This is a genomic window from Clostridioides sp. LIBA-6822, from assembly GCF_056688955.1.
On the sequence record NZ_CP196995.1, the window covers coordinates 98,903 to 112,560 of the forward strand.

Consider the following 13,658-nt stretch of genomic DNA (forward strand, 5'->3'; position numbering starts at 1 on the left):
AATTAATGTAAATCTCAAATAGAAGGGAGAGAACTCCTTGTTTGAATTAAACAATTTCGAGTCGATAAAAATAGCATTGGCTTCTCCAGAAAAAATAAGACAATGGTCTAGAGGAGAAGTTAAAAAGCCAGAAACTATAAATTACCGTACTTTAAAGCCAGAGAAAGATGGTCTTTTCTGTGAAAGAATATTTGGACCACAAAAAGACTGGGAGTGCCATTGTGGTAAATATAGAAGAGTTAGATATAAAGGTGTAGTTTGTGATAGATGTGGAGTAGAAGTAACTAAATCAAAAGTAAGAAGAGAGAGAATGGGACATATAGAGCTAGCTGCTCCTATGTCTCACATCTGGTACTTCAAGGGTATACCAAGTAGAATGGGACTTTTACTTGATATGTCACCAAGATCATTAGAAAAAATATTATACTTCGCCTCATATGTAGTAGTTGATCCAGGAGAAACTGGATTAAATGAAAAACAGTTACTTACAGAAAAAGAATACAGAACTGCTCTTGAAAAGTATGGATATACTTTTACTGTAGGAATGGGTGCTGAAGCTGTAAAGACATTGCTACAGAATATAGATTTAGAACAACAAAGTAAAGACTTAAGAGCGGAATTAAAAGATAGTACAGGACAAAAGAAAGTTAGAACAATCAGAAGATTAGAAGTTGTAGAGGCATTTAAAAAGTCTGGAAATAAACCAGAGTGGATGATTTTAGATGCAATACCAGTAATACCACCAGATTTAAGACCAATGGTACAACTAGATGGTGGAAGATTCGCGACTTCAGACCTAAATGATTTATATAGAAGAGTTATAAATAGAAATAATAGACTTAAAAGATTATTAGAGCTTGGAGCTCCAGATATAATTGTAAGAAACGAAAAAAGAATGCTTCAAGAAGCCGTTGATGCATTAATAGATAATGGTAGAAGAGGTAGACCTGTAACAGGCCCTGGAAATAGACCACTTAAATCTTTATCAGATATGTTAAAAGGTAAACAAGGTCGTTTCCGTCAAAACTTACTTGGTAAGCGTGTTGACTACTCAGGACGTTCTGTTATAGTTGTTGGACCAGAACTTAAATTTTACCAATGTGGACTTCCAAAGAAAATGGCATTAGAATTATTCAAGCCATTTGTTATGGACAAATTAGTTAAAGAAGGATATGCACATAACATAAAAAGTGCTAAATCTATAGTAGAAAAAGTTAAACCAGAAGTTTGGGATGTTTTAGAAGATGTTATAAAAAGTCATCCAGTTCTTCTTAACCGTGCACCGACTCTACATAGATTAGGTATACAAGCATTTGAACCAATCTTAGTTGAAGGTAAGGCTATAAAACTACATCCTCTTGTATGTACAGCCTATAATGCAGACTTCGATGGGGATCAAATGGCAGTCCATGTACCTTTATCAGTAGAGGCACAAGCAGAAGCAAGATTCTTAATGCTTTCTGTAAATAATATCCTTGCTCCTAAAGATGGTTCACCTATAACTACTCCATCTCAGGATATGGTTTTAGGTTGCTATTATCTAACAATAGAAGCACAAGATGGAGCTAAAGGAACAGGAATGGTATTTAAAGATTTTAATGAACTATTACTTGCTTATTATAATAAATCAGTTCATCTACATGCTTTAGTAAAATTAAAGGTAACACTTGAAGATGGAAGCAGTTCATTAGTTGAAAGTACAGTTGGTAGATTTATATTTAATGAAAATATACCTCAAGATTTAGGTTTTGTAGATAGAAAAGAAAACCCATTTGCACTGGAAGTTGATTTCTTAGCAGATAAAAAATCTCTTGGGAAGATAATAGATAAATGTTTTAGAAAACATGGAAATACAGAAACAGCTGAATTACTAGATTATATAAAAGCTCTAGGGTTTAAATATTCTACACTAGGTGGAATAACAGTTGCTGTTGATGATATGAGTGTACCAGAAGAAAAGAAAGTATTTATATCTGAAGCAGAAGCAAAAGTTGATAAATATGAAAAAGCGTACAGAAGAGGTCTAATATCTGATGAAGAGAGATATGAGAAAGTCATAGAGACATGGACAGAAACAACTGATAAAGTTACTGATGCTCTTATGGGTGGACTAGACAGATTAAATAATATATATATAATGGCACATTCAGGAGCCAGAGGTTCTAAAAACCAAATTAGACAGCTGGCAGGAATGCGTGGTCTTATGGCCAATGCGTCTGGTAAAACAGTTGAGATACCAGTTAAATCTAATTTCCGTGAAGGTCTATCAGTACTAGAATACTTTACATCTTCACATGGTGCCAGAAAAGGTCTTGCTGATACCGCTATACGTACAGCTGAATCTGGATACTTAACAAGAAGACTTGTTGATGTAAGTCAAGATGTTATCGTAAGAGAAATAGATTGTGGAACAGAGGATACTACAGAAATTTATGCTATAAAAGAAGGAAATGAAGTTATAGAAGAGATATATGATAGAATTGTAGGAAGATATACTATAGACCCTATATTAAATCCTGAAACTGGTGAAGTTATAGTTGAAGCTGATGCTATGATACAAGAAGATGAAGCAGAAACTATAGTAGATTTAGGAATTGAAAAAATTAGGATAAGAACAGTTCTTAACTGTAAAACTAATCATGGAGTTTGTTCTAAGTGCTATGGTAGAAACTTAGCTACAGGAAAAGAAGTTAATATAGGTGAAGCAGTTGGTATAATAGCAGCTCAATCTATCGGTGAGCCGGGTACTCAGCTTACAATGCGTACATTCCATACTGGAGGAGTTGCAGGAGCCGATATAACTCAAGGTCTTCCAAGGGTTGAAGAATTATTTGAGGCTAGAAAACCAAAAGGATTAGCCGTAATAACTGAAGTATCTGGTAGAGTTGAAATAGACGAAACTGGAAAGAGAAAAGAAGTAAATGTAATACCAGCAGAAGGCGAAACTCAAACATATGTGATACCATATGGTTCTAGATTAAAGGTTAAACAAGGTCAAATGTTAGAAGCTGGAGACCCATTAACACAAGGGTTTATAAATCCTCATGATATAGTAAGAGTAAATGGTGTTAAGGGAGTTCAAGAATATATAGTTAAAGAAGTTCAAAGAGTGTATAGACTTCAAGGGGTTGACGTTAACGATAAGCATATAGAAGTTATAGTAAGACAAATGCTATCTAAAGTTAAAGTTGAAGACCCAGGAGATACAGATTTATTACCAGGTGGATATGAAGATGTATTAACATTCAATGAATGTAATAAAGATGCTGTAGCCAAAGGTCTAAGACCAGCAGTTGCTAAAAGAGTTTTACTTGGTATAACTAAAGCGTCTCTTGCAACTGATTCATTCTTATCAGCAGCTTCATTCCAGGAGACAACAAGAGTACTAACAGAAGCAGCAATAAAAGGTAAAGAAGACCACTTAATAGGACTTAAAGAAAATGTTATATTAGGTAAATTAATACCAGCTGGAACAGGAATGAAGAAATATAGAAATATAGCTGTTGAAAAAATTGAAGATTAATGGCAGATAGAGTAAAGAAATCTTGACAACCATTATTTGTGGTGTTAAAATAGTAAAGTGTGTTGTTTAAAAGTGCACTAAGGGCTTGAATAAGCTCTTAGTGACTTTTAGATGGCAATAAATGAAAACTAAAAAGCATCAAGCTAGAAAAATGCTAATATCACATATTTATGTGTTATAGACATTAAATTGTAAGTAACGTATGTTACAATCAGTCAGTATGAATATTCATATTGATGTAGTTGGCGGTCACTGATAAGATCGAAAATTTGGAAGGAGGTGCAGATGATGCCAACAATTAACCAATTAGTTCGTAAAAGTAGAAAAGCGGTAGAGAAGAAATCTACTGCTCCAGCATTACAAAAAGGTTACAACTCTTTAAACAAGAAAGTAACTGACGCTAGTGCCCCACAAAAAAGAGGGGTTTGTACTTCAGTAAAAACAGTTACTCCTAAGAAACCTAACTCAGCTTTAAGAAAAGTTGCCAGAGTTAGATTAACTAATGGTATAGAAGTTTCTGCTTATATACCAGGAGAAGGACACAACTTACAAGAGCATAGTGTTGTTCTTATAAGAGGAGGAAGAGTAAAAGACCTTCCAGGGGTTAGATACCATATACTAAGAGGTACTTTAGATACAGCAGGTGTTGATAAGAGAAGACAATCAAGATCTAAGTACGGTGCGAAGAGACCTAAAGAAGCTAAAAAGTAAAAACAATTAATGATTGATTATAGTTCGGTGCTTTAAATATATATATTTATGGCATCACGGCATTAAGTGAATTATGTCGAGTACCTATGATTTAAGTTAAATAATTAAGGAGGGAAGCGAAATGCCAAGAAAAGGTAATGTTCCAAAAAGAGAAGTTTTACCAGATCCTATGTATGGGAGTAAGGTAGTTACTAAATTAATAAATAATCTAATGGTAGACGGAAAAAAAGGAAAGTCTCAAAGTATAGTTTATGATGCTTTCGCAGTTATTGCTGAAAAGACAGGAGAAGAAGCTTTAGAAGTATTTAATAAAGCAATGGACAATATAATGCCTGTTTTAGAAGTAAAAGCAAGAAGAGTTGGTGGAGCAAACTACCAAGTACCAATCGAAGTTAGACCTGAAAGAAGACAAACATTAGGTTTAAGATGGCTAGTAAAATACACTAGAGCTCGTGGAGAAAAAGGAATGGTTGATAAGCTTGCTAAAGAAATAATGGATGCAGCTAACAACACTGGAGCTTCAGTTAAGAAAAAAGAAGATACTCATAAAATGGCAGAGGCTAATAAAGCATTTGCTCATTACAGATGGTAGGATATATAGATATCTTATAAAATTGAGGATATCATAAGGAGGATAACCATGGCTAGAAAGTTTCCTTTGGAAAGAACTAGGAATATAGGAATCATGGCTCATATAGATGCAGGAAAAACTACTACTACAGAAAGAATTCTGTTTTATACTGGGCAAACTCATAAAATAGGAGAAACTCATGAAGGAGCTTCTCAAATGGACTGGATGGAGCAAGAAAAGGAAAGAGGTATAACAATAACTTCTGCCGCTACTACTGCTTCATGGAAAGACCATAGAATAAATATAATAGATACTCCTGGACACGTGGACTTCACAGTTGAAGTTGAAAGATCTCTAAGAGTTCTTGACGGTTCAGTTGCTGTATTCTGTGCAAAAGGTGGGGTTGAGCCTCAATCAGAAAATGTATGGAGACAAGCTGAAACTTATGGAGTACCTAGAATAGCTTTTGTAAATAAAATGGATATATTAGGTGCAGATTTCTACAATGTTGTAAGCATGATGAAATCTAGATTAAATTCTAATGCAGTTCCTATGCAATTACCAATAGGTAAAGAAGATTCATTCATAGGTATAATAGACTTATTAAAAATGGATGCTGTTATATACAAAGACGACCTAGGGGTTGAAATGGAAGAAACAGATATACCAGAAGACATGAAAGAATTAGCCACTGAGTGGAGAGAAAAATTAGTTGAATCAGTAGCTGAAACTGATGAAGAACTAATGATGAAATACCTTGAAGGTGAAGAGCCTACTATAGAAGAATTAAAAGTTGCTATAAGAAAAGCTACTATAGCTTGTGAAATGAACCCAGTTTTCTGTGGTACAGCTTATAGAAATAAAGGTGTTCAGTTAGTAATAGATGCAGTTTTAGATTACTTACCAGCACCAACAGATATAGCAGCTATAAAAGGTATATTAGAAGATGGAGAAGAAGCTGAAAGACATTCTTCTGATGAAGAGCCATTCTCTGCATTAGCATTCAAAATAATGACTGACCCATTCGTTGGAAAACTAGCGTTCTTCAGAGTTTACTCTGGAACATTAGAATCTGGTTCTTATGTTTTAAATGCAACTAAGAATAAGAGAGAAAGAATTGGTCGTATATTACAAATGCATGCCAATACAAGAGAAGAAATAACTAAAGTTTATGCTGGAGATATAGCAGCAGCAGTAGGATTAAAAGATACTACTACTGGAGACACATTATGTGACCCTGCTAATCCAATAATACTTGAATCTATGGAATTCCCTGAGCCAGTTATATCTGTTGCTATAGAGCCAAGCTCTAAAGCAGCTCAAGAAAAAATGGGTATAGCTCTTCAAAAATTAGCTGAAGAAGACCCAACTTTCACAGTTAAGACTGATCAAGAAACAGGACAAACTATAATATCTGGTATGGGTGAGTTACACTTAGAGATAATAGTAGATAGATTATTAAGAGAATTCAAAGTAGAAGCTAAAGTTGGTGCACCACAAGTTGCATATAGAGAAACTATAACTCAACCAGTTGATGTTGAATACAAGTACTCTAAGCAATCAGGTGGTAGAGGACAATACGGTCACGTTAAGATTAGAGTTGCTCCTCAAGAGCCAGGTGAAGGATACAAGTTCACAAACAAAACTGTTGGTGGATCTGTACCAAAAGAATATGTTGGTCCAGTTGACATGGGTATACAAGGAGCTATGCAATCTGGTATAGTTGCTGGTTATCCAGTTGTAGACGTTGCTGTTGAGTTATATGATGGTTCTTACCATGAGGTTGACTCTTCTGAGATGGCGTTTAAAATGGCTGGTTCAATGGCATTCAAAGATGCTATGAAGAAAGGTAATGCAGTTCTTTTAGAGCCTTACTTCAAAGTAGAAGTTGTTACTCCTGAAGATTACATGGGAGATGTTATGGGTGACTTAAACTCAAGAAGAGGATTAATCCAAGGTATGGAAGCTAGAAGTGGTGCACAAGTTATAAATGCATTCGTTCCACTTTCAGAAATGTTTGGATACTCAACAGACCTAAGATCTTCAACTCAAGGTCGTGCAACTTATACAATGATATTCGATCACTATGAGCAAGTTCCAGCTTCAGTTGCTAAGAAAATAGCTGAAGGAAAATAATTTAAAAATAATTAATAATATAAATATAAAAAATAATCAGCGATATGAGATATATCTCATATCGCACAAGATAAAGGGAGGAAATTCAAAATGGCTAAAGCTAAATACGAAAGAACAAAACCTCATGTTAATATAGGTACAATAGGACACGTTGACCACGGTAAAACTACATTAACAGCAGCAATAACAAAAACATTATATGACAGATACCAATTAGGAGAAGCAGTAGATTTCGCAAACATAGATAAAGCTCCAGAAGAAAGAGAAAGAGGAATTACAATATCAACAGCACACGTTGAGTATGAGACTCCAAACAGACACTACGCACACGTTGACTGCCCAGGACATGCTGACTACGTTAAGAACATGATAACAGGAGCAGCACAAATGGACGGAGCAATATTAGTTTGTTCAGCAACAGATGGACCAATGCCACAAACAAGAGAGCATATACTATTATCAAGACAAGTTGGTGTACCATATATAGTAGTATTCTTAAACAAATGTGACATGGTAGATGATGAAGAGTTATTAGAATTAGTAGAAATGGAAGTAAGAGATTTATTAACAGAATATGATTTCCCAGGAGATGATACTCCAATAGTAAGAGGATCAGCATTAATGGCATTAGAAGATCCAAAGAGCGAGTGGGGAAATAAGATAGTAGAATTATTCGAGCAAATAGATGAGTATATTCCAGCACCAGAGAGAGATACAGACAAGCCATTCTTAATGCCAGTAGAGGACGTATTCTCAATCACAGGAAGAGGAACAGTTGCAACAGGAAGAGTAGAAAGAGGAGTACTAAAAGTACAAGACGAAGTAGAATTAGTAGGATTAACAGAAGCACCAAGAAAAGTAGTAGTAACAGGAGTAGAGATGTTCAGAAAATTATTAGACCAAGCACAAGCAGGGGATAATATAGGAGCATTATTAAGAGGAGTACAAAGAAACGAGATAGAAAGAGGACAAGTACTAGCAAAAACTGGATCAGTAAAGGCACACACAAAGTTTACAGCAGAAGTATATGTACTTAAAAAAGAAGAGGGTGGAAGACATACACCATTCTTTGATGGATATAGACCACAATTCTATTTCAGAACAACAGACGTAACAGGAGCTTGTAAATTACCAGATGGAATAGAAATGGTAATGCCTGGAGATAACGTAACAATGGAAGTAGACTTAATAAACTCAATAGTTGTAGAAGAGGGATTAAGATTCTCAATAAGAGAAGGTGGAAGAACAGTAGCTTCAGGAGTTGTTGCTACAATAGTAGAGTAATCTTTTACTAAACTAATGGATTTAATATAGAAAAAGAGGGGGTAACACCTCTCTTTTTTGTTTTTTGTTGACAAGTAGCACTAAAGCATATATACTAAACTAGTGCCTTGAGACAGATTAACAATCAAGTCTGAGGTTATGCTGTTGTAATAGAAAATAAAATTGAAAAAAATATAAAAAAAACTTGAAAAAATGTAACAGATGATATAAAATATAATAGTGTGCTTGAGAGATTAAGAAAATAAGAATTAAATCCTAGTGAAATACGAACTAATATCGATTTGAAAGTTACAACACACCCGGAGCAGTGTATCGGTATTGGTTGTACGCAACTTGAAAATTAAACACGTGATAAAGGAGGGAAAACAAAATGGCTAAGAATGAAAAAATAAGAATAAGATTAAAATCATATGATCACAAATTATTAGATTTTTCAGCAGGGAAAATAGTTGAAACTGCTAAAAAGGCTGGATCACAAGTTTCAGGACCTGTGCCTCTACCAACAGAAAAACAAGTTGTAACTATATTAAGAGCTGTACATAAGTACAAAGACTCTAGAGAACAATTTGAAATAAGAACTCATAAAAGACTAATCGACATAGCTAATCCAACACCTAAAACAGTTGACTCATTAATGAGATTAGACTTACCAGCAGGTGTAGATATAGAAATAAAATTATAAGAACCCCTAAGATATTATCCTATAGATGATTATCTTAGAATGATTACTCTAAAAGATGTAATCCGCTGTAAGAATTATAGGAGGTGCTAATATGAAAGGAATATTAGGAAAAAAAGTTGGTATGACTCAAATATTCACTGATAAAGGTGTAGTTATACCTGTAACAGCTGTTGAAGCAGGACCTATGGTCGTTACTCAAATAAAAACAGTTGATAAAGATGGATACAATGCTATACAAATAGGTTTCGAAGATGCTAAAGAAAAAGCTTTAAACAAACCTAAAAAAGGACATTTAGCTGCTGCTAATGTTTTAAAGAAACATTTAAAAGAATTTAGAGTAGATTCTGTAGAAGGATACACAGTAGGACAAGAAATAAAAGCTGATGTATTTGAAGCAGGTGCAAAAATAGATGTTACTGGAATAAGTAAAGGTAAGGGATTCCAAGGTCCAATAAAAAGACATGGACAAAGTAGAGGTCCTGAAACTCACGGTTCTAGATACCACAGAAGACCAGGTTCAATGGGAGCTTGTTCTTACCCTGGTAGAGTATTTAAAAACAAAAAATTAGCTGGACACATGGGAAGTGTAAAGGTAACAGTTCAAAACTTAGAGGTTGTTAAAGTAGATGCTGATAAGAACCTTATATTAGTTAAGGGAGCTATACCAGGAGCTAAAGGTTCAGTAGTAACTATAAAAGAAGCTGTAAAGGTTTCTAAATAATGACTAACCTAGAGAAAGGAGGAATAACAATGCCAAAATTAAATGTACTAAATGTTAGTGGACAAAACGTTGGAGAAATAGAATTATCAGATTCTATATTTGGCGTAGAAGTTAATGGACATGTTTTATACGAAGTTGTAAAAAATCAATTAGCAAATAAGAGACAAGGAACTCAATCTGCTAAAACTAGAGCAGAAGTTAGAGGTGGCGGAAGAAAACCTTGGAAACAAAAAGGAACAGGTAGAGCAAGACAAGGTTCTACAAGATCTGTACAATGGGTAGGTGGAGGAGTTGCTTTTGCACCTAAGCCAAGAAGCTACAGATATACATTACCTAAGAAGGTAAGAAGATTAGCTATGAAGAGTGCTTTATCTTCAAAAATACAAAATAGTGAAGTTATAGTATTAGATGCATTAAACATGGATGCTCCTAAAACTAAAGAATTCGCTCAAATATTAAATAATATAAATGCTGCTAAAAAAGCTTTAGTAGTTATAGCTGACAAAAATGATAACATAATAAAATCAGCTAGAAATATAGAAGGTGTTCAAACTGCATTAGTTAATACTATGAATGTATATGACATATTAAAATATGATTCATTCATAATAACTACAGATGCTGTTAAAAAAGTGGAGGAGGTGTACGCATAATGACTAATCCACATGATGTAATAATAAGACCAGTTGTAACTGAGCACAGTATGGCTGAAATGGGTGAAAAAAAATACACTTTTGTTGTGGCTAAAGATGCGAACAAAACTGAAATAAAAAAAGCAGTAGAAAAAGTATTCGGAGTTAGTGTTGATAAAGTAAATACTTTAAACTACGATGGAAAAGTTAAAAGAATGGGTAGAACTCAAGGAAGAACATCAAGCTTTAAGAAAGCAGTAGTTAAGTTAACTGCTGATAGTAAAGAAATAGAATTCTTCCAAGGAATGTAGTATTATAACAAACGAAGGAGGGAAAACAGATGGCTATAAAAAAGTTTAGACCAACTTCTCCTGCCTTAAGACAAATGACAGTTTTAGTTTCTGATGAAATAACATGTAACCAACCAGAAAAATCTCTTTTAGTTAACTTAAAGAAAAATGCTGGTAGAAACGTACATGGTAGAATAACTGTTCGTCATAGAGGTGGAGGACAAAAAAGAAAATATAGAATAATAGATTTTAAAAGAGATAAAGATGGTATACCTGCTAAGGTTGCTACTATAGAATATGATCCAAACAGAACTGCAAATATCGCATTATTAAACTATGCTGATGGAGAAAAAAGATATATATTAGCTCCAGTTGGAATTAACGTTGGAGATACTATATTGTCAGGATTAGGTGCTGATATAAAACCAGGAAACTGTTTAGCATTAAAAGATATGCCAGTTGGTACTATCATTCATAATATAGAATTAAAGCCAGGAAAAGGAGCTCAATTAGTTAGATCTGCTGGAGTTTCTGCACAATTAATGGCTAAAGAAGGAAAAAATGCTTTATTAAGATTACCATCAGGTGAGATGAGATTAGTAAGCATAAACTGTAAAGCTACTATAGGACAAGTTGGAAATATAGAGCACGGTAACGTAGTTATCGGTAAAGCAGGAAGAAAAAGACATATGGGAATAAGACCTACTGTAAGAGGTTCTGTAATGAACCCTAATGACCATCCACACGGTGGAGGGGAAGGTAGATCTCCAATAGGTAGACCATCTCCTGTTACTCCATGGGGTAAACCAGCTCTTGGATACAAAACTAGAAAGAAAAATAAAGCTTCAAATAAATTAATAGTATCAAGAAGAACTAAGTAGTAAATTTATTTTTGCTCGGAAAGGAGGAATATAAATGTCAAGATCAACTAAAAAAGGGCCTTTTGTCCATGCAAGACTTTTAAAGAAGATAGAAGCTATGAATGCTAGTGGAAGTAAAGAAGTTATAAAAACTTGGTCAAGATCTTCAACTGTATTTCCACAAATGGTAGAAAACACTATAGCTGTTCATGATGGAAGAAAACATGTTCCAGTATATATAACAGAAGATATGGTTGGACATAAATTAGGTGAGTTCGTTCCTACTAGAACTTTCAAAGGACATAAGGATGACGAAAAATCTAATAAGAGAAAATAATTAAATTATGACTAAGAAAGGAGGAATAACAATGGAAGCAAAAGCTACTGCTAAATACGTACGTGTATCACCAAGAAAAGCAGGCCAAATATGTGACCTTGTTAGAGGAAAGAATGTTGATGAAGCATTAGCAATATTAAAGTTTACTCCAAGAGGAGCAGCTTCAATAATAGCTAAGGTTGTAAAATCAGCTAAAGCTAACGCAGAAAACAATCACGAAATGGATACTGAAAAATTATATATAGCATCAATAGTTGCTAATCAAGGACCAACAATGAAGAGATTCATGCCTAGAGCTATGGGTCGTGCAACTACAATAAGAAAAAGAACTTCTCATATAGAGGTTGTTGTTAAAGAGAAAAAATAATTAATAGATAGGAGGGAAAGTAATGGGTCAAAAGGTTAATCCACACGGCTTAAGAGTCGGTGTTATAAAAGATTGGGACTCAAGATGGTTCGCTACTGATAAAAAAGAGTTCGGAAACTTATTATTAGAAGACCATAATATACGTAAATTCTTAAAGAAAAGATTATACTCAGCTGGAGTTGCTAAGATAGAAATAGAAAGATCAGCTAACAAAATAAAAATGGACTTACACGTTGCTAAGCCAGGAGTAGTTATAGGAAGAGCTGGTGCAGGAATCGAAGCATTAAAAGTTGAATTAGAAAAAATGACAAAGAAAACTATAATAGTTAATATAGTAGAAGTAAGAAGTACAGATAAAAATGCTCAATTAGTAGCTGAAAATATAGCTTTAGCTATAGAGAGAAGAGTTGCTTTCAGAAGAGCAATGAAACAAGCTATACAAAGAGCAATGAAATCTGGTGCTAAAGGAATAAAAGTTTCTGCTTCAGGAAGATTAGGTGGAGCTGAGATGGCTAGAACTGAAGGTTATAGTGAAGGAAATGTGCCACTACAAACTTTAAGAGCAGATATAGATTATGGTTTCGCTGAAGCTGATACTACTTATGGAAAAATCGGTATAAAAGTTTGGATATGTAATGGTGAAGTTTTACCAACTAGAGACGGTGTAAATCCAAGAGAAGAAAGCAGAAAGAGCGATAGAAGAGACAATAAGAGAGATAACAGAAGAAACGATAGAAGAGGAAATGACAATAGAAACTATAGAGGAAATGATAATAGAGGAAATGATAACAGAGGAAACTACAGAGGACAAAGACCTCAAGGTGGATCAAGACCTCAAAGAACTGAAAACAAAGGAAATTAATAATAGTTAGGTTCAAGGAAGGAGGAAAAATACTCATGTTAATGCCAAAAAGAGTAAAGCGTCGTAGAGTTCATAGAGGAAGTATGGCTGGGCAAGCTCATAAAGGTAACAAAGTTACTTATGGTGAGTTTGGATTAGTAGCTTTAGAAGCTTCTTGGATAACTTCTAATCAAATAGAAGCTGCCAGAATCGCGATGACTAGATATATAAAAAGAGGGGGAAAGGTTTGGATAAAAATATTCCCTCATAAACCAGTAACAAGAAAACCAGCAGAAACTCGTATGGGTGCAGGGAAAGGTTCTCCAGAATATTGGGTAGCTGTAGTTAAGCCAGGAAGAGTTATGTTTGAATTAGCGGGTGTTTCTGAAGATAAGGCAAGAGAAGCTATGAGACTTGCTGCACATAAATTACCAATCAAATGTAAATTTGTGAAAAAAGAAGATTTAGAAGTAAAGGGTGGTGAATAGGATGAAAGCTAAAGAATTAAGAGATTTAACAAGCGAAGAGCTAATGAACAAATTAAACGACTTCAAAAGTGAATTATTTAGCTTAAGATTCCAATTAGCTACTGGTCAATTAGAAAATACAGCTAGAATAAAGTTTGTTAAGAAGGATATAGCAAAAGTTAAAACTGTTCTTGCTGAAAGAAAGTTATACGAAACTAGAGCTTAATTTGGAAAGG

The 13,658-nt window shown here is 34.3% G+C and carries 15 protein-coding genes; all 15 read left to right on the plus strand.

All coding sequences use genetic code 11. The features are described 5' to 3' along the window. The first annotated feature begins 37 nt into the window (after positions 1-37). The gene (gene rpoC, locus ACTG48_RS00645; protein ID WP_021382500.1) at positions 38-3,523 is read left to right on the plus strand and encodes a DNA-directed RNA polymerase subunit beta'; all 3,486 of its coding nucleotides are present in this window, start codon (positions 38-40) and stop codon (positions 3,521-3,523) included. A gap of 288 nt (positions 3,524-3,811) precedes the next feature. Next, positions 3,812-4,234 (plus strand): 30S ribosomal protein S12, encoded by a 423-nt coding sequence (rpsL, locus tag ACTG48_RS00650; RefSeq protein WP_021382501.1) that lies wholly within the window; start codon positions 3,812-3,814, stop codon positions 4,232-4,234. A gap of 121 nt (positions 4,235-4,355) precedes the next feature. Continuing rightward, positions 4,356-4,826 carry a 30S ribosomal protein S7 gene (gene rpsG / locus ACTG48_RS00655; RefSeq protein ID WP_021382504.1) on the plus strand — a complete coding sequence of 157 codons (471 nt, stop codon included), beginning with the start codon at positions 4,356-4,358 and terminating at the stop codon, positions 4,824-4,826. A 48-nt stretch (positions 4,827-4,874) separates the two neighbouring features. Continuing rightward, positions 4,875-6,941, plus strand: a complete 2,067-nt coding sequence (gene fusA, locus ACTG48_RS00660; RefSeq protein ID WP_021382502.1) for an elongation factor G — start codon at positions 4,875-4,877, stop codon at positions 6,939-6,941. Positions 6,942-7,031: 90 nt separating this feature from the next. Then, the gene (tuf, locus tag ACTG48_RS00665; RefSeq protein WP_169469762.1) at positions 7,032-8,225 is read left to right on the plus strand and encodes an elongation factor Tu; all 1,194 of its coding nucleotides are present in this window, start codon (positions 7,032-7,034) and stop codon (positions 8,223-8,225) included. Positions 8,226-8,595: 370 nt separating this feature from the next. Then, positions 8,596-8,907, plus strand: a complete 312-nt coding sequence (gene rpsJ, locus ACTG48_RS00670; RefSeq protein WP_003421175.1) for a 30S ribosomal protein S10 — start codon at positions 8,596-8,598, stop codon at positions 8,905-8,907. A gap of 91 nt (positions 8,908-8,998) precedes the next feature. Continuing rightward, complete coding sequence (gene rplC, locus ACTG48_RS00675; protein WP_021386632.1) at positions 8,999-9,628, plus strand: 50S ribosomal protein L3; 630 nt, start codon at positions 8,999-9,001, stop codon at positions 9,626-9,628. A 29-nt stretch (positions 9,629-9,657) separates the two neighbouring features. Further along, entirely contained in the window at positions 9,658-10,281 is a 624-nt protein-coding gene (rplD, locus tag ACTG48_RS00680) for a 50S ribosomal protein L4 (protein ID WP_021386633.1), read from the plus strand. Next, positions 10,281-10,571 (plus strand): 50S ribosomal protein L23, encoded by a 291-nt coding sequence (rplW, locus tag ACTG48_RS00685; RefSeq protein WP_003435681.1) that lies wholly within the window; start codon positions 10,281-10,283, stop codon positions 10,569-10,571. The genes rplD and rplW overlap by 1 nt, the downstream gene beginning before the upstream one ends. 29 nt (positions 10,572-10,600) lie before the next feature. Further along, on the plus strand, positions 10,601-11,431 hold the full coding sequence (gene rplB / locus ACTG48_RS00690) for a 50S ribosomal protein L2 (RefSeq protein WP_003421168.1): 831 nt from the start codon (positions 10,601-10,603) through the stop codon (positions 11,429-11,431). Positions 11,432-11,465: 34 nt separating this feature from the next. Next, complete coding sequence (gene rpsS, locus ACTG48_RS00695; protein WP_021386634.1) at positions 11,466-11,747, plus strand: 30S ribosomal protein S19; 282 nt, start codon at positions 11,466-11,468, stop codon at positions 11,745-11,747. A gap of 31 nt (positions 11,748-11,778) precedes the next feature. Continuing rightward, positions 11,779-12,114, plus strand: a complete 336-nt coding sequence (gene rplV / locus ACTG48_RS00700; RefSeq protein ID WP_009887891.1) for a 50S ribosomal protein L22 — start codon at positions 11,779-11,781, stop codon at positions 12,112-12,114. Between the two features lie 22 nt (positions 12,115-12,136). Further along, positions 12,137-12,976 (plus strand): 30S ribosomal protein S3, encoded by an 840-nt coding sequence (gene rpsC, locus ACTG48_RS00705; protein WP_054268681.1) that lies wholly within the window; start codon positions 12,137-12,139, stop codon positions 12,974-12,976. A 35-nt stretch (positions 12,977-13,011) separates the two neighbouring features. Continuing rightward, the gene (gene rplP, locus ACTG48_RS00710) at positions 13,012-13,443 is read left to right on the plus strand and encodes a 50S ribosomal protein L16 (protein WP_003421160.1); all 432 of its coding nucleotides are present in this window, start codon (positions 13,012-13,014) and stop codon (positions 13,441-13,443) included. 1 nt (position 13,444) lies between these two features. Then, complete coding sequence (rpmC, locus tag ACTG48_RS00715) at positions 13,445-13,648, plus strand: 50S ribosomal protein L29 (RefSeq protein ID WP_003421158.1); 204 nt, start codon at positions 13,445-13,447, stop codon at positions 13,646-13,648. The last annotated feature ends 10 nt before the right edge of the window (positions 13,649-13,658 follow it).